This window comes from Sphingomonas bacterium (assembly GCF_903644055.1).
Classification (GTDB): domain Bacteria; phylum Pseudomonadota; class Alphaproteobacteria; order Sphingomonadales; family Sphingomonadaceae; genus Sphingomonas_I.
In genome coordinates this window covers 1-16,054 of sequence record NZ_CAHJXD010000068.1, presented here as the reverse complement: position 1 = coordinate 16,054, position 16,054 = coordinate 1, and the positions used below count along the sequence as shown (strand labels likewise).

At 63.7% G+C, this 16,054-nt stretch carries 14 protein-coding genes; 4 read left to right on the top strand and 10 right to left on the bottom strand.

The window, feature by feature from the left end; genetic code table 11:
• Positions 1–229: 229 nt before the first annotated feature.
• Positions 230–610: a hypothetical protein gene (locus tag HUU94_RS02870; protein ID WP_174273611.1), complete on the bottom strand. Its 381-nt coding sequence runs from the start codon at positions 608–610 to the stop codon at positions 230–232.
• Positions 611–820: 210 nt separating this feature from the next.
• On the opposite strand from HUU94_RS02870, the gene HUU94_RS02865 reads away from it, so the two are divergent.
• The gene (locus HUU94_RS02865) at positions 821–1,504 is read left to right on the top strand and encodes a hypothetical protein (RefSeq protein ID WP_174273610.1); all 684 of its coding nucleotides are present in this window, start codon (positions 821–823) and stop codon (positions 1,502–1,504) included.
• 205 nt (positions 1,505–1,709) lie between these two features.
• On the opposite strand, the gene HUU94_RS12745 is transcribed toward HUU94_RS02865, so the two are convergent.
• Complete coding sequence (locus HUU94_RS12745; RefSeq protein ID WP_254601901.1) at positions 1,710–2,354, bottom strand: RcnB family protein; 645 nt, start codon at positions 2,352–2,354, stop codon at positions 1,710–1,712.
• Between the two features lie 130 nt (positions 2,355–2,484).
• Here HUU94_RS12745 and HUU94_RS02855 point away from each other — a divergent pair, with 130 nt between their 5' ends.
• Complete coding sequence (locus HUU94_RS02855; RefSeq protein ID WP_217429547.1) at positions 2,485–3,009, top strand: RidA family protein; 525 nt, start codon at positions 2,485–2,487, stop codon at positions 3,007–3,009.
• A gap of 235 nt (positions 3,010–3,244) precedes the next feature.
• Here HUU94_RS02855 and HUU94_RS02850 read toward each other — a convergent pair whose 3' ends face one another.
• The 3 genes from HUU94_RS02850 to HUU94_RS02840 form a co-directional block, all read right to left on the bottom strand.
• Positions 3,245–6,529, bottom strand: a complete 3,285-nt coding sequence (locus tag HUU94_RS02850) for a TonB-dependent receptor (RefSeq protein ID WP_174273609.1) — start codon at positions 6,527–6,529, stop codon at positions 3,245–3,247.
• Between the two features lie 95 nt (positions 6,530–6,624).
• Positions 6,625–7,707: a FecR family protein gene (locus HUU94_RS02845; RefSeq protein ID WP_174273608.1), complete on the bottom strand. Its 1,083-nt coding sequence runs from the start codon at positions 7,705–7,707 to the stop codon at positions 6,625–6,627.
• Positions 7,704–8,237 carry an RNA polymerase sigma factor gene (locus HUU94_RS02840; RefSeq protein ID WP_217429546.1) on the bottom strand — a complete coding sequence of 178 codons (534 nt, stop codon included), beginning with the start codon at positions 8,235–8,237 and terminating at the stop codon, positions 7,704–7,706. Before HUU94_RS02840 ends, HUU94_RS02845 begins: the two co-directional genes overlap by 4 nt.
• Positions 8,238–8,424: 187 nt before the next feature.
• Here HUU94_RS02840 and HUU94_RS02835 point away from each other — a divergent pair, with 187 nt between their 5' ends.
• Positions 8,425–11,286 (top strand): M16 family metallopeptidase, encoded by a 2,862-nt coding sequence (locus HUU94_RS02835; protein WP_174273607.1) that lies wholly within the window; start codon positions 8,425–8,427, stop codon positions 11,284–11,286.
• 447 nt (positions 11,287–11,733) lie between these two features.
• On the opposite strand, the gene HUU94_RS02830 is transcribed toward HUU94_RS02835, so the two are convergent.
• Positions 11,734–12,267 carry a nuclear transport factor 2 family protein gene (locus tag HUU94_RS02830; protein WP_217429545.1) on the bottom strand — a complete coding sequence of 178 codons (534 nt, stop codon included), beginning with the start codon at positions 12,265–12,267 and terminating at the stop codon, positions 11,734–11,736.
• 179 nt (positions 12,268–12,446) lie between these two features.
• Between HUU94_RS02830 and HUU94_RS02825 the strand changes: the two genes are divergently transcribed.
• Positions 12,447–13,343 (top strand): pirin family protein, encoded by an 897-nt coding sequence (locus HUU94_RS02825; RefSeq protein WP_174273605.1) that lies wholly within the window; start codon positions 12,447–12,449, stop codon positions 13,341–13,343.
• On the opposite strand, the gene HUU94_RS02820 is transcribed toward HUU94_RS02825, so the two are convergent.
• The 4 genes from HUU94_RS02820 to dmpG form a co-directional block, all read right to left on the bottom strand.
• On the bottom strand, positions 13,273–13,776 hold the full coding sequence (locus tag HUU94_RS02820) for a MarR family winged helix-turn-helix transcriptional regulator (protein ID WP_174273604.1): 504 nt from the start codon (positions 13,774–13,776) through the stop codon (positions 13,273–13,275). The genes HUU94_RS02825 and HUU94_RS02820 overlap by 71 nt on opposite strands.
• Before the next feature lie 230 nt (positions 13,777–14,006).
• A complete protein-coding gene (locus tag HUU94_RS02815; protein ID WP_174273603.1) occupies positions 14,007–14,705 on the bottom strand; it encodes a hypothetical protein in 699 nt (232 codons plus the stop codon).
• A gap of 4 nt (positions 14,706–14,709) precedes the next feature.
• The gene (locus tag HUU94_RS02810; RefSeq protein ID WP_174273612.1) at positions 14,710–15,465 is read right to left on the bottom strand and encodes a 2-keto-4-pentenoate hydratase; all 756 of its coding nucleotides are present in this window, start codon (positions 15,463–15,465) and stop codon (positions 14,710–14,712) included.
• A 4-nt stretch (positions 15,466–15,469) separates the two neighbouring features.
• On the bottom strand, positions 15,470–16,054 hold a 585-nt coding region (gene dmpG / locus HUU94_RS02805), incomplete at its 5' end, for a 4-hydroxy-2-oxovalerate aldolase (RefSeq protein ID WP_174273602.1).

The window sequence follows — 16,054 nt, the reverse complement described above, 5'->3', positions numbered from 1 at the left end:
GCATCGGCGCCGAGCGACGTGGCCTTGAGCGAGGGCGCGGTGGCCTGCGCCTGGCGCAGCGCCGCCTCGAAGGTGAGCGGCCCCGCGAACGCAAGGCCCGGAATCGCCGCGAGCAGCGGCGCGAAGAGACGAGCTCTCATGGAAATGCTCCTGATCTGAAGGGATGACGGCCGGGCACGACACGCGCGACGGGAGGACCCGTGGCGCGCAGACGGCCAGGCCGATGCCGTCAGATCAGGGCGATGGGTGGCTGTATGTCGGGTAGCAGCGAGCGGCCGTGCATCGGGCGCGCGAGGCCTGGACGCTGGATCGTCCGCCGGTCGTAGGCGACGAGCGACGGCATCAGCTCGTCGGGCAGCGCCGCCGCGATGCCGGCGCATGCGATCATGCAGTTGAGGCAATCGGCCGGCGTGCAGCCCTTATGTTTGCTGCTGTGCGTGCCGAGCCCGGTCGCCTTTTCCGGCGCGGCCTGCGCCATCATCATGCAGTCTGCCGTGGCCATGTGCATCGACTGCATCGGGACCGGCGCGCTGGCCGCATAGGCCGCGCTCTGTCCGGTTACGCCGAGCAGCGCGACCGCGAGCAGCAGGGAGATGAGCCGGCGGACCATGGGTGTGACCTGCCTTTGCTTGACCGCCGAAGTCAAGACGATCCCGCGTCAGGCCGGATCGCCGCTGTCCGTTCATGCCGCTCCGTCGGCCGATGCCCGTGATCCGCAGATCGCTGCTTGCTCGATTGCAGGCGCAGCAACTACTATGCGACCGGCGACGCTTGGTACAGCCGTTTCGCTTCCTTTGGCGCAGATCGACACGGAGGGTGGATGCGGGGCCTGGATTTCAGTTCCTGGCAGGCGCTGCTTTCGACATTGTGCGGGCTCGCGCTCATCACGCTGATCGGTGTCGGCATTCGCCTGTTGGCGATGTACACCATCCAGCAGCGCCGCGAGCGCGAGAACCGCCAGATCAACGAGCGCCTGCGGACGCTGATCGCGGCTTATAAGACGCTCGGCGGCTCGTTCACCGGCAATCTGGCGGTCGATCCCACGCACCTGCGCGATCTTCGCCGCACGAACGAGGCAAGCGCCGCTTCGGAGGACACGGATCCGGCGGCCTCGCCCATCCCCGGCGGCGGCTCCGATCGGGCGCGCCGGATGCGAGACGCGGTCGAGGCGGCTTTATCCGACATCATTCTGCTCGGGACGGAGAAGCATGTGCGGCTGGCCGAGCGGGCAGCGCGAGAGCTGGTCGCCGGTCGGCCGGTGCACACCGACGAGCTTGTCATCGCGCTGCGAGCCTTCATTCGCGAGGCGCTCGGGCTCGACCCCGTTCCGTCCGACCTGTCGATTCCAATGCAAGGTCCTGTCCGTCCGTCCGGTTCGGGTGGACGGAGCAAAGGCGATGGCGGCGGCAGGGACGACTCGCGTCAGGCCGGAAAGGGTGGCGGGGGTGGCATGAGCTTCGGTGCCGCCGGTCCGGACGGCGATCATGAAAGCCATTCCGGGTAAGCCGGACCTATTAAGAAGCGAGTCTTATGCCGTGGCCGCTTAGACCAGATGAACTGCCGAGCGGATGGCACTTAAGGCTGCTGTTCAAGCTAAAAGTCATCCCGGCCTTGAGCCGGAGTCCAGCTTCTTCCTCAGCGTTAGTTGGCAGGCAGCGGGACCCCGGCTCAAGGCCGGGGTGACAAGAGTAAAACGTCTACAGAGGCGGCTACTGGCTGAGGATGCTGGCGATCAAGCCCGTCGCGGCCGCGACCAGGATGAAGTCCCCGGTATTGTTGTCTTCGCGGACCCACTGGTAACCGCGTGGCGGCGCCCGTAGCCCGCGCTGGTTCCAATCGGAGACGACATAGCGGCGCTGATTGGCGGCCAGGCGCTGACCCTTGCGCCATTTGTGGCCACGCGAAGTCGTGACTTCGCGGTAATTCGCATGCCGGGAGTTCACGGCCTGGCGTGAATTGCGATTGCCGTTCGGCCCGTCATGATGCTGCGCGAGAACGGGCGCGGCCGCCGTTCCCGCCAACAGCCCGACCACGAGCGACCGCTTGATCCATCCCGTCATAACGACTCCGTTCTTAAGTACACGCAACTGAACCGATCTACGCCCGCGCCAAGAATAGGTTCCGTTGCCGGCTGCTTTGCCGCGGACTGGCCGGCGAGGCGATCTGTCCTGATTAGGATGGATCGCATGGAAGCTTCGGGCCTCCTCTCCGCCCGCCCATGCGAAAGCCGGGCTGGTGAGCAGGATGTTCGTCGGTGCATCGGCGATCCGCCGATTACGGCAGGCGAGATGGCGCTCGCCGGAGTGTACCGATCGTAGCAGGCGCCCGATCGTTCTTTCCAGTCCCGGCTTCATATCGCCTCACTACACTGGGGCACCGAGCAGAGAAGCGGCGCTACCGGCGTCGATGGCAGCCCACAGACACTTGGTCGGTCATCACCGCACGACTATGCTGTGCGGTCACTGAATGTCGCGAGGGCTGCTCATGTCGAAATCTGACAAAGACCTCTTGCCCGGCACGTCGGCTACGAGGTGGCGGGCAACCGCGCAGGAAAAGCCACTCGGCCAAGAGCAGCAAATGGCCCCCGCATCAGCCGAAGGGCGGACCGTTCGATATCTAAATCCAGACGAGTTGTATCAGCCCGCCAGGCACGGTTTCAGTCAGGTGACGATCGTGCCCGCCGGCACGGAGCTGGTTTATGTCTCCGGGCAGATGGCGATCGACGTCGACGGCAAGATCCTGGCCGCTGACTTCGAAGGGCAGGTCAAAGGCGCATTCGCTAATTTGCGACTTGCTCTGGAAGCCGTTGGATCGAGCATGGATCATGTGGTGAAGGTGACGATACTCTCGGCGGATCACGACGGTGAGCGCGAAAGGATCGTCGCACGCGAGACGAATGCCGCATTCCCAGGATCGAACAAGCCGGCCAGCACCCTGATCCCGGTGCCGAGACTCGCGCTCGACGGCATAGTCTTCGAAATCGATGCCGTCGCCGTTCTGCCGTCATAGCCTTGGCGAAGAAGACGTCATCCTGGAGCGGCGATATCCGGAATTGCGAAGTTGTATGACTGCCAGCCCTCGATTTCAGGTAGTCGGCACAATCAATTCTACCTCTTAACGGGAGTATTTACCGCTAGTCTAATCTCGCCGGCTACGGGCTCGGCCTGCCGGTTTGGAGTTGGCCTTGATCGATCAGGAATGGCCAGGCCGACCGGTGCGGCTTGCCGCCGCACCGGTCACATAGTCAATTTCCGAACGCCTTCCGCAGTGTCAGCGTGAAGCGCCGCAGCCGCGGATCGCCATAGCCGCTATAGCCGCCCTGCGCGTAGGACAGCGATGCGATGATCGGCGGCGAGGTGTTGAACAGGTTCTGGATTCCGCCCGAAACCTTCACGCCGCGCAGGATTCCGGACGAGGCAGGGATCGTATAGGACACGTAGAGGTCGTGATAGATCTGGCTGCGGATCTTGCTCGATCCCTGCAGCTTGACATCGAAGGCGACGTCACTCGCCCCTTCCGTCGGGCTGTAGACGCGGTACGGCCCGTAATATTGCGCGTTATACTGGACACTGAAATTGCCCAGCGTCCAGTCGATGCCACCGTTGCCGCGCCATTCCAGCGGACCGTCGATCGCGCCGCTGAAGTTCAGACTGGGCGAATTGACGACGAACTGGCGATAGAAATCCGGCTCCCACGACGCGGATACATAGGCATGGAACTGCCCCGCCTTGCCTGCCGTGAAGGTATAGTCGGCCTGGAAATCGACCGCCGTGACATAGGATTTGAAGAGGTTGATCTGCGTGACGTTGAAGCTGGTGAAGGCGCCACCGGTATATCCAAGAGCGGTATCGGCGGCGGTGAGCGGCGCACGAACGACGCGCCCCGGATAGCGATCGGGGTTCAGCAACAGGTCGAAGATATTCGGCGACGTTATCTCGTTTGTTTTTCTGATTTTCGTATAGTCCGCGGACAGTCTCAGGTCGCCAGGCACGAAAAGCGGCTGGAGGATGATACCGAACGAATAGCTGGTGGACGTTTCCGGCTTGAAATCGAACCCCAGACCACCCTGGACCACCGTATATAGCCCGCCTTGAACGGTATTGCCGCGAAGCGGGTCTTGTATGCGCAGATTACCGTCGCCGGCGTTGGCTACAACTTGATTGACGGTAGGCTCCAGATATCCCGTGCCGTAGCTGCCGCGGAACGTGATACCCGTGACTGGCGAGTATTCGCCTGCGATCGTGTAATTGGTCGACTGGTTCGTGGCGGACTGCGTGAGACCGCCGATACTGCCGATCGCGTCGTCGAACGACAGCGACGAGACCCCGGCATTTGTCTTGTAGGCGGTCGTCTTGTAGCTGTCGTGCCGCACAGACGCCTGGATCGCGAGGTTTTGCAGCAACGTCGTGGCGTTGCGAGGGGAGAACAGGGGAATGCGCACCTCGCCGTATACCGATGTCGCCCCCTGCTCGGCCGGCGCGAAAACGATGAACTGCTGCCGGAGCGGAACGGGGTTCAACGCGCTGCCATAAGTGTCGGTCTGCTGGTAACCGAATTTGGTGCGCGCGATATTGCGCTGCAGCAGCCCGGAGAAGTTGACCGGCCCCGCCGGCAGCGCGAATACCGGACCGGACAGACGCAGCGACGGCGTCGACAGCGTCGTTGAATATTTTCCGAAGACGTTGGGATTGGGATTGAGATAGGCCGAGAAATCCGGGTTGGTGATGATATTGATCGCCGCGCGCGGATCGGTCGAGACCGCGCCGAACGACGGGCTGCACTGATTCAGTCCGGTGCCGACATTCGAGGGCGTGACGCCGACTCGCGCGCACTGGAATCCGACCTGATCGATCGGCAGCCCGGTATATTCGAACGATGCCTTGGACCAGTTCCACGTATAATCGAAACCGACCGCCCATTTGTGCGGCAGGCGTAGTGCGAAGCCCAAGGTCGCGCGGTTCGTGTCGGTCTTGCTCTTATAGGGTGTCGCCAGGTTCTGGTTGTCGAACACGACGCTGACCGACTCGTTGAACGGGTTGGTCGGCCTGGTCGACGCGAGGCTGAGCGCCTCGGGCGCGGAGGTCGATGCGAGGGCCGAACCGCGATTCTGGAACTTGGAGAAATCGGCGTAGACATCGAGCCAGTCGGCGAATTTGCGGCGGACGTTGACGTTGAACGAGCGCGTCTCGGGGGCCGACAGGAGGCTGCGCGATTGCCCGGAATCGCCGGTCGGTTCCTGGAAATTGAAGTTGCCGGCATTGGCCTTCAATGCTTTGCCGAGGTCCAGCGAGGATCCGCTGAAACCCGGCTGGAGGTTGGTGATCGCGCCGCCGAGCGCGCCACCGCCATATTCCGGTTTCAACGTCAGCGGGGCACCGTTGTTGCTGTAGATGTTCACGCCGCGTCCGACCGGTGGACGGAGCACCTGGCCGGCTGCGGGGATGAATTCTTCGGGGCTGTTCTTCAGTCCCAGCGCAAATCCCTTCTGCGCGAAGCTGCGGTCGCCGACCTGCAACACGCCGGTCCGGCTGATCGAACCGCCGAAAGTGATGTTCGTGCGGCCGCCTTCCAGCGCCAGACCGCCGACCACGTCCAGTCGGCCGATCGGGTATTTGAAGTCGGCGGTATCCTGATAGTTCGCGGTAATTTCCAGCCCGCGGTAATCATGCCGCAGAATGATGTTGATGACGCCGCCGACGGCGTTGCCGCCATAGATGCCGCCCGCCGTGGACGACAAGATCTCGATCCGCTCGATCGAGGCAAGCGGAATGCCGTTGATGTCGGGCTGGCCCGACTGGTTGGCCGACTGGCCGAGATTCTGGATCGAAAGATCGCCCAGCCGGCGCCCGTCGACGAGGATCAGCGTCTGGTTCGTGCCGAGGCCGCGCAGATTGATGCTGGAGCGCGTCGATCCCGGGCCGTTGCCGATGATCGAGGACGTGCGCTGTGCTTCGCTGCCCTGCGTCGTGTTGCTGGTCGCGCGGGTGCGGAAGAAATCCTCCAGCGTTACCGCCTGGGAAGACTGGATGTCCTTCTGGGTGAACACGCGGTAAGGTTGCGGGTCATTTTCGCTGCGCCGGATATCGGTGTTCTGGCTATTGCTGCCGATAACGAGGATGTCCGCGATGCCGCGATCGTCGGCCGCTGGCCCCTCCTTATCGGCGGCGGCGTTTCCCGCCTGCGCCGCCGCGGCTTTGCGCTCGGCGCTTTCGACGATGAGCACGCCTGACTGGCCGACATGCATCGAAAATCCGCTGCCTTCGAGAAGCTGGGCAAGTCCGTCGCGGGCGGTGAAGCTACCCTTCAAGGCGTAGCTGCGCAGGCCACGCGCCTCGCGCCCGTCGTAAACGATCTGGAGCCTGGTGGTCCGCCCGAATTTCCTCAGCGCGGCGTCCAGATTCTGCGCGGGAATATCGAACGCGTAGTGGGCTTCCTGCGCGAAGGCCGGCGCCGCTGCCGCGACGTACAACGCGGCCGCCAGGCTCGATGCCGCAACGCCGCGCAGATATGCCGTCTTGATGATACCCATTGTTCCCCCCTTGGCACCCCCTCGGCACCCATCCGTTAGACGCGGGGAACGTGAAAAGATTCACCGATCTGTCACATATATAAAGGGCGGCCCATTCAGCGGTTTGTCCCGCGCAGCGTTATGTCGCCATTGGCCGCGCGGCTCGCCTTCACCGGAAACACCGACGTGACGCCTTCGACGAACGCGTCGGGATTGCCGCCGTCGAACTGGCCGCTGATGGTGATCGCGCGGGCCGACGCGTCTGCGACGCGCAGGGTTCGCGGGCCGTAGCGATTCATACGTTCGACGGCATCGCCCAGCGGCTCGTCGCTGAATTCGAGAATGCCGGCTTCCCATCCGAGCGTCCGACCGGGATCGACCGGCACCACCCGTGCCACCGGCAACGCGTCCGCCTTGATCGACTGCGGATCGCTTATCGGCCTGGCCGACGATGCGCTCGGCATGATCAATTCCAGTCCCGGCACGAGTACCCGCTCGGCCGGAAGGTGCCCGGGCCCGATCGCGAGCGGCTGTGGCCGGGGACGGCTCGTGTCCAGCACGGCGACGTGCCCCTCATAGAGCACGACGCGCACCTCGTCGGACAGTTTCTCGACGCTGAACTGCGTTCCCGTGGCGATCACCATGCGGCGACCGGCCTGCACCGAAAAGGGTCGCAAGGGGTCCTTCGCGACGCTGAACTTGGCGCGGCCATAGTCGAGCCAGAGCTTGCGACGGTCGCCGAGATAGCGCACGTCGACCTGCGTCGCGGCGTCCAGCGATATCGTCGAGCCGTCGGCCAGCGCGACGACGCGGCGCTCGCCGATCTCGGTACGGTATGTGGTCGGGGCGTAGTGCCACCACGATCCGGTGCCGATCAGCAGCGCAAGACAGGCCGCGATCGCGAACGCCTGGCGCCACGCGACTGTCGGCCTGCTCCAGCGGCGCCGACCCGCCTTGTGGACGCCCTCCAGCGCTTCTCCGCGCCACCGGAGCAATTCGGGCTCCGCCGCCTGGTCTTCGATCGCGGTCCAGGCGACCACCGTGCGCTCGAACAGCGCGGGATGTTCGGGACTGCCGTCGAGCCATTCCTGGAAGGCTTGCCGGTCGTGCTCGCCGAGCGGTCCGTCGGACAGCCGCACGCACCATGCGGCGGCCGCCTCGCGGGTATCGTCGGACAGATGGGGGGCGGGCGCGCTCACGACTCCTCCAGACGCTTGGTCAGGAATGCGGTTGCCTTGATGAGGTGCTTGTCGACCGCGCTGACCGATATCCCGTAGCTGTCGGCGATGTCGCGCTTGCGCATGCGCTCGATCCTGAAGAGCAGCAGGATCTCGCGCGTGCGCTGGGACAGCTCCGCCAGCACGTTCGATACACGGCCGATGGCTTCGCGACCCTCGAGCAGACGCAGCGGATCGATATAGTCGGCGGCGCCGTCGTCGCGATGCGTGACGTCTGCGCGCCATGCGTCGCGGACCTGCAGCCGGCGATGACGATCGCGCACCAGGTTCGCGGCGATGCGGAAGATATATGCGTCGGGGTTCGCCACCTCCTCGCCGGACAATTCCATCAATCTCACGAGCACTTCCTGGGTCAGATCTTCGGCTTCGGCGGGGTTCTGGATGCGGCGGACGAAGAACGCCATCAGCGCCGGGCGATAGCGCCGGCCCAGCATGACGATCCCTTCCTGCGCGCGTTCGGCCATTCCCGCTCCAGCCAGCGCCGCCGCCATCGGACGGCATCTTCCCTTAAGACGCGGCACCACGCTCAACATACACCAGGACGCGGGAATTTCGCCAGCGCCGCGCCGGGCCCGCGATATCCCGATCGATACGGAACCGATGGGGATAACCGCAAATGGCGCGTCTTATGTTTCGCCGCAGTTTTCGTCCCGATTTATTTGCAAAAGGTATCTGTCGATGAGCGCATCCCGTTTCCTGGCGACCTGGGGTGTCGCCGCGCTGATCGTGTCCGGCTCGTCGGCGGCGACGACGCAGCATAAAGGAACCGCCGCGAGCGCCGCACCGCGCCGTGCCGCGCCGTCTCCGCCGCTGGTATCCGACCCCGCCGTTCGTTACGGCCGCCTGGCCAACGGCATGCGCTATGCCTTGCGGCACAACGCCACGCCTGCCACCGGCGCTTCCTTCCTGCTGCGCATCGGCGCGGGGTCGCTTAACGAACAGGATGACCAGCGCGGCCTGGCGCATTTCATCGAGCACATGGTGTTCAACGGCTCGCGCCATGTGCCCGAAGGGGAATATGCGCAGATGCTGGAGCGCTATGGCCTGGCCTTTGGAGCGGACGTCAACGCCTATACCACCCAGGACGAGACGGTCTACATGCTCGAACTGCCCGAGACGGACGCGAAGGTGGTCGATACCGCGCTGCTGCTGTTTCGCGAGCTGGCAGGCGAAACCACGATGGCCGACGACGCGATCGATCGGGAGCGCGGCGTCGTGCTGTCTGAAGAGCGCGCGCGCAGTTCACCGTCGTTCCGCGCGCAGGTAGCGCAGCTCGATTTCTCCGCCAGGGGTCAACTCCTTACCCGGCGCCTGCCGATCGGTGACGTCGACATTATCCGCAAGGCGAAGCGCGATCGGTTCCTGCGTTTTTACCACGCCTATTACCGGCCGGAGAACGCGATCTTCGTGGCCGTCGGCAATTTCGATCCCGCCGCGATGGAGGCGAAACTGAAGGCCCGCTTCGGCGACTGGCGCGGTGTGGGGCCGGCGGGCGCGAAGCCGAAGCTCGGGGCGGTGGCGCCGCGCGTCGCCGAAGCCGAGATTTTTACCGAATCCGGCGCACCCTCCGGGCTGGAACTCTCCTGGAACGACGCACCCGATCTTACCCCGGACAGCAGCGCGAAACGCCGCAAGGACATGATCGAACAATTGGGCCTGAACGTCTTCAATCGCCGGCTCGCGAAGCTGGCGGTGACCGACTATCCGCCCTTCACGTCGGCTTCCGCCTCGCATTCCACCTTGCTGAAATCGCTCAGCCGGATGGAAATCGAGGCGCGTTTCGAGGCCGGAAAATGGAGCGCCGCGCTCACCACCGTCGAGCAGGAGCGTCGCCGCCTCGTCGATTACGGCATCACACAGCGCGAGCTTGACCGCGAGATTACCGAGCTTCGCCAGCAGTTGCGGTCCGGCGTCGCGGGCGAAACGACACGCTCCTCCTCCTCGCTGGCAAGCCAGATCCTCGGCGCGATGGCCCAGGACAAGGCGTTCACCACGCCTGTCGACGCGCTCGCCCGCTTCGACGGCTATACCCGTGGCCTGGACGCGGCCCAGGTCAACGGTGTCTTGAAGACGCTGTTCCGCGGGCAAGGCCCGCTCCTCCACCTGACCGGCCCGGAACCCATAGCGGGCGGCAACGCCGCGGTGCTGGAGGCGTATGAAGCGGCATCGAAGCTGGCGGTGGCGGCACCGCCGGTGGTGGCCTACAAGCCCTGGTCCTATACCAGCTTCGGGCAGCCCGGCCATGTCGTCGAGCGTACGCGGATCGCCGATCTCGGCGTCACATTCGTTCGCTTCGACAACGGCGTCCGGCTCACCGTCCGTCCCAGCGCGACGACCCGGAACAGCATTCAGGTGGGCGTGCGCATCGGCGGCGGCTTGCGCGACTTGCCGAAGGATAAGCCTAGCCCAGGCTGGATCATCCAGCCGGGGCTGATCGAAGGCGGTCTCGGCCGCCTGACCGCGGCGGAAATCGACGATGCGCTCGTCGGCAAGCAATATGGCGCAGGCGTCGGCATCGGCGAAAATGCGTTCGTCCTGTCCGGCCGCACCCAGCCCGACGATCTGGCGACGCAGATGCAGGTGCTGGCCGCCTATGTCACCGATCCGGCATTCCGCCCGGACGGCGTCGTGCGGATGAAGGCGCACGCAGCGGAGCAGGACCAGCAGCGCCAGACGAGTTCGAGCGGCGTCCTGTCGTTCGAATTGATCAAGCTGCTCCACCCCGGCGACAGGCGCTTCGGGCTGCCACCGTTGCAGGATCGGCTGGCGATGGGGATCGACGACGTCCGTGCGACGCTGGCGCCCTTGAAGACCGGTCCGATCGAGGTGGTGATGGTCGGAGACGTCACCGTGGAGGATGCGATCCGACGCACGGCGGAAACATTCGGCGCGCTGCCCCCCCGCCCGCAGGCCCCGCTCCTGCCCAGCCCGCCGCGCATGTCGCTGCCGGATCCGGCTGCGCAACCCATCACGCTGGTGCATCTCGGCCGAAAGGATCAGGGAACGGCGCTGGCGCTCTGGCCGACCAACGATTATTTTGCCGATTATCAGGAAACGCTCGCCATCGGCGTTATGACCAGCGTCCTCGAACTGCGCTTGCTCGACGAATTCCGCGAAAAGCAGGGCCTGACCTATTCGCCCAAGACGCTGCGGGACTCATCGAAGGTGTTCCCCGGTTTCGGCTACACCGCCGCCAGCGTCGAGGTGCCGGCCGACAAATCGGGCGCATTCTTCGCCGGCATGGCCGCGATCGCCCGGTCGCTGCGCGAGACGCCGCCCAGCCAGGACGAATTCGACCGCGCCGTCCGCCCCGCGCTGGAAAGTTCGCGGCAATATCGCGAAACCAACGATTATTGGGCGCAGGCCCTGGCCGGGGCGCAAACCGACCCGCGCCGGATCGAGGTGATCCGCCAGATGATCCCCGGGATTCAGCGCGTCACCCCGGCCGACGTGCAGCGGGTCGCGGCCAAATATCTCCGCGACGCGGCGGAATGGCGCGTGGTGGTCGCCCCTGCGGGCCAGAATATGCCGCCGAAATAGCGCTATCACCCGCGACACGCTGCCGATCTTGCCATTGAGGTATCCCTGCCATGACGCGTAGCGTTCTTGCCGCTAGGTCGTCGAAAGAACCTTCGGCTAGCTCACACGATACCGCCGCCCCGTTCGCGATTACGAACCTCGCCTCAATGCCTCGGAAGCCATGATCTACGCCGCCATGACCAGTTCACTCGTCCGTCGCATCTCTCACCCAACCTTCATGTCCTCCATCTGCATCGCCGCAACTGTCATCTTCTGGCTCAATCAATGAGTCCTGAGCCTAGGTGAGTTAGGCGTTTCTTTGCGGCACGAAGTAGACAGACTGATGTAGATCATCGGCTGGAGACCGAAAGGCGAAACCATTTCATTATCTTACTTTTTCGGCTTTGATTATAGTATGAGTAACCAGCATCTACCTTGGCGAAAACTCATGCCCGCCGCCGCTGAATGTTAGATAGGTGGATTGGCCGCCGCAGCCGCGAAGTTTTCCTCGCAGAACACCCGCTCCAGCGCCGCGACCAACGCGGGTTCGCGCATGTCGAATAGAGCATTGTTTCCATCAGACCAGACAAAGTCATGCTTGAGATAGTCGATCTTCCAGCTCTCGCCGACGCGATCAAACCAGACGTCGTACGAGCCGTATTGGGTGTAGTCGCTATTTCCCGTGTCGGAGGATTTCCAGTGGCGGGACGTCTGCTTGAGCGTAAGGAAAGCGCGGTCACCCTCGATCCTTGGCCGAAAATTGGTATAGGTGTGGTGCCGCCTGACCGGCGACAGGATCTGCTTGGCGAACTCCACCCAGTCGTCGGCACGCACGCGCACGACGTCGAAGCCGGTCAGACGCTTGAAGTCCATAGCGACCACCTCTTTCAGACAGGCGCGGTGCCCCTCCCAGTCGCCGGCATCGAGCGTGCGACCGAATTCGAGCATGGCGTTCTGAATCGCACGCTCGTCCCAAAGCACCGTTGTCATTTCCGTCGTCATCATCATGACCCTCTCGCACGTGAGCGTGTTTGTGCCGACGCGCGACTCTTGCTCCAACAGGTTGCTTGCCACAGGCGAAGGCTTGCGCAATTTCGACGCAAAGTGCATCCACAAATGACGGTGCGCTGTCAAGCAATGTACTCGCAGTATGGCTCGCCGACTTTCACGGAGACCGGTTTATGAGCGATGTTCAACCACACAGGCCGGTCGTGCGGATTTGTGCGCCAGACGCGGCGCGCCATGGCGATGCGTTCGATGCGCTTCGCATCGGGAAAGCGATGTTCGGCGCCGAAGCCGATCCGTTTTTGAACGTCGATCATTTCCGGATGACCGGTCCGACGTTTCCACCGCACCCCCATGCCGGCTTCTCCGCCGTGACCTATGTCCTTCCCGAATCGGTCAACGGCATGCGCAACCGCGACAGTCGCGGCGATCGGAGCTTGATCCCGCCAGGCGGCCTGCATTGGACCGCGGCCGGTTCCGGGATCGTCCATGAGGAGGTGCCCGATCGGCCGGGGATCGTAACGGAAGGGATGCAGATTTTCATCCGCCAGCCGGTCGCGCAGGAAGAGGCGCCGGCTGTGATCCACCATGTCGAAGCGGACCAAATCCCCACTGCCGCCTTGCCGGAGGGCGGCTGGATGCGTTTGCTGGCAGGTTCATTCGAAACCCTGGTCGCACCGTTCGAAGCGCCGAGCGCGCTCGTGCTGCTCGACTTAGAACTGGCGCCGGATGCTAATTTCGATTGGCCGGATACCTCGCCCGAACCATCATCGCCGCGATCGCGGCCAGATGGTCTCGCGATCTACTTGTTCGAAGGCGCGCTGGATCTAGGCGAGGGTTACGGTTCGCGGCGCCTGGTGAAAGCGCCCAATCTGATCGTCTTCGCGCGCGGCGCGGGTCGCGTCAGCGTGCGCGCGATCGATGCCCACGCGAGGTTGCTGCAAGTAACGGCCCGTTCGTGCTATCCACTGCGGAGAGACTGGCGGATGCGTCGCGCCGCTATCACTCGGGCGAAATGGGCAGGCTGGCATCACTCTGATCAGCTTCGGCGTTGCTGGATCCACGTCCGATAAGCGTACGCAGGCAGCGCATGAAAAGGCGCTGATCGGCAACGGACAGCGGCGCGATGATCTCGCGTTGCGCCGCTTCGATCCGGTCAATCCGGTCATGCAGCATTGTCGTGCCTGACGCCGTGATCCGCATCGCCCACGCGCGGCTGTCGATCGGATGCCTTTCGCGCAACACCCAGCCACGACCGATCATCCTGTCCAGCATCTCCTTCAGCGTGCTTTTGTCGATGCCGGTCGCCTCGACGAGATCGCGTTGCGACGAGGTGTCGCGCTGCGCCAAGGCGATCAGCAGAGCGATCTGTTGCCGCGTCACGTCGTCGCCGACGTGACGGGTGAAAATCTCAAGCGAGCGTTGGTGATTGCGACGCAGCAAGTGGCCGGGCGCGTCAAGCAGCTCGAACCGTTTCAGCCGCTCGGCGGTAATCTCATCAATCATCGGCTGCCTTCCTATCGCGAGTAACGCTTATTCCGTGGGCCGCCGCGACAATCTATCGATGGAAAGCTCACGCGCTTGGATAGGCGCATGGATTTCCCACCAAGGCCCTTCTCCCGCCACGAAACGTCCACGGTCCTCGTGCACGATAGGAGCTACACCATCGGCTGGTTTCGCGCTCGGTCTCTACCAAGTTGCCGTAAGGTCGGCGCCCTGCAAAGGCGCGACGGAAGTTAGCCTGGAACGGAAAGACCTTCTCGCGTTATTACGGCGGCCAAATCGAACAGCTCGTTGTCCCAGTCCGCCCAGCCGTGCCAATAAACATCAGTCGTGCCGAGTCTAAAGCCCTTCTGCTGACCCATCTGCTGCAAGCCATCGAAATGCTGCCATGTGCCAAAGTTATTGATCATCCGGCCATCGATGCTGCGGTGCCAGTTGATGCTTGCCAGACCTGGCATACCAAGCAGCTTGCCTGAGTTGCCGCGGCCGAGGTCCATCACCTTGTTCTGGTTTTCCGGTTTCACCGAGAAAAGGCCGTAGTGAAGATGCGGCGCCTCCTCGAACGAAAGGATAGTGCCCGTCGGGTCGGAAAGGTTTTCGATGAAATCGGTGCTGAAAATGCGCGATTCAACCGTCGGGAATTCCGCCAATGCTGCTGCGAGCGACCATGCCGGCGGCGGGGCATCGGGGGAGAATGCATCCGTCAGCCGCCGCCATTGCGCATAGCAGGAAATCCCGGAATGGTTGCGGCCACGTAACAGCGCTGCGCCGATGAAGGCTTCCTGCTGCCGCCATGTCCCGGTGATGTATCGTACAGCAAGTTGTATCGCGTCATCCTTGCGGCTTTCGTCGACCTCGAAGCGCTCGATGGCAGTGATGATGGCGGGATCGTTGGAGATCGTTAATCTCGCCTGGGAATTTTCTGAAGCCATGTCTTTACCCCTTGTCGCCAACCCGGAACTCGACCCGCCCGAGCTTCTGTACGACGAGGCGGATATGCTGGCCGATAGCCAACTGCTCGGCGGCGGTTGCGCCGCCGGCCATGATCACGTCGCCGGCCTTGAGCGGCTCGTGCGCCTCGTCCGCAAGCCGTGCCGCCGCGACCAGCGACCTGATAGGGTTGCCGAGGATCGCGGCACTCGATCCGATTTGGCGCGCCTCGCCGTCAATCTCGAGGATCATGCCAAGATTGGAGATGTCCTGCGCGGGATCGGACCAGGGACCGACGACGAAGCTCGACGATGAGCTGTTGTCAGCGATCACATCCGTCAGCGAGAATTTGAAGTCCTTGTAGCGGCTGTCGATAATCTCCAGCGCCGGGGCGATCCCGCCGACGGCGGCGAGCGCGGCGGCGGGCGTCACCCGGCCGACTAACGGTGCCTTCAATAGAAACGCGATTTCGGGCTCGACGCGAGGATGAACATAGGCCGAGAAGTCGATCGTGCCACCGTCCTCGATGAGCATCTGATCGGTCAGCCGACCCCAGATCATCTCGTCGATGCCCATCTGGGCCATCTTCGCACGGCTGGTGAAGCCCATCTTGATGCCGACACGATTCTCGCCGCGCTGATAGCGCCGGCCAAGCGACGCGGCTTGTACGCGATACGCATCCTCCAACGTGAGCGGATCGTCGAGCTGCGGCGTCGCCTTGGCGAAACGGGCGGCATCGTCGAGCCGCGCCGCGATGTCCATGACTTCAAGCACGTGCGGCCTCCTTCTGCTTCACTATATCGAGCGCGACGTCGACGATCATGTCTTCCTGTCCGCCAACCATCTTGCGCTTGCCGAGCTCGAGCAGGATCGCGCGGGTATCGAGCCCATGGTCGGCCGCGGCTTTTTCCGCGTGGCGCAGGAACGAGGAATAGACGCCCGCATAGCCGAGGCTCAGCGTCTCGCGATCGACCCGTACTGGGCGATCCTGGAGCGGGCGGACAAGCTCCTCCGCCGCGTCCATCAGCGCGTAGAGATCGCAGCCATGGTTCCAGCCGGCTCGATCGGCGGCGGCGATGAAGACTTCTAGCGGCGCATTGCCGGCCCCGGCGCCCATGCCGGCGAGCGATGCGTCGACGCGAACCGCGCCGTTCTGAACCGCGACGATCGAGTTGGCGACACCTAGCGAGAGGTTATGGTGGGCATGGACGCCACGCTGCGTCTCGGGTTTGAGCACGCGATCATAGGCTTGGAGCCGCGCGGCATAATCGTCCATGTTCATCGCGCCGCCGCTGTCGGTGACGTAGACGCAGTGCGCGCCGTAGCTTTCCATGAGCCTGGCCTGCTGCGC

Coding starts and splice junctions, on each gene's coding strand:
- HUU94_RS02870 (WP_174273611.1), bottom strand. CDS start 610: ATGGTCCGCCGGCTCATCTCCCTGCTGCTCGCGGTCGCGCTGCTCGGC.
- HUU94_RS02865 (WP_174273610.1), top strand. CDS start 821: ATGCGGGGCCTGGATTTCAGTTCCTGGCAGGCGCTGCTTTCGACATTG.
- HUU94_RS12745 (WP_254601901.1), bottom strand. CDS start 2,354: ATGAAGCCGGGACTGGAAAGAACGATCGGGCGCCTGCTACGATCGGTA.
- HUU94_RS02855 (WP_217429547.1), top strand. CDS start 2,485: ATGTCGAAATCTGACAAAGACCTCTTGCCCGGCACGTCGGCTACGAGG.
- HUU94_RS02850 (WP_174273609.1), bottom strand. CDS start 6,529: ATGGGTATCATCAAGACGGCATATCTGCGCGGCGTTGCGGCATCGAGC.
- HUU94_RS02840 (WP_217429546.1), bottom strand. CDS start 8,237: ATGGCGGCGGCGCTGGCTGGAGCGGGAATGGCCGAACGCGCGCAGGAA.
- HUU94_RS02835 (WP_174273607.1), top strand. CDS start 8,425: ATGAGCGCATCCCGTTTCCTGGCGACCTGGGGTGTCGCCGCGCTGATC.
- HUU94_RS02830 (WP_217429545.1), bottom strand. CDS start 12,267: ATGACGACGGAAATGACAACGGTGCTTTGGGACGAGCGTGCGATTCAG.
- HUU94_RS02825 (WP_174273605.1), top strand. CDS start 12,447: ATGAGCGATGTTCAACCACACAGGCCGGTCGTGCGGATTTGTGCGCCA.
- HUU94_RS02820 (WP_174273604.1), bottom strand. CDS start 13,776: ATGATTGATGAGATTACCGCCGAGCGGCTGAAACGGTTCGAGCTGCTT.
- HUU94_RS02815 (WP_174273603.1), bottom strand. CDS start 14,705: ATGGCTTCAGAAAATTCCCAGGCGAGATTAACGATCTCCAACGATCCC.
- HUU94_RS02810 (WP_174273612.1), bottom strand. CDS start 15,465: ATGGACATCGCGGCGCGGCTCGACGATGCCGCCCGTTTCGCCAAGGCG.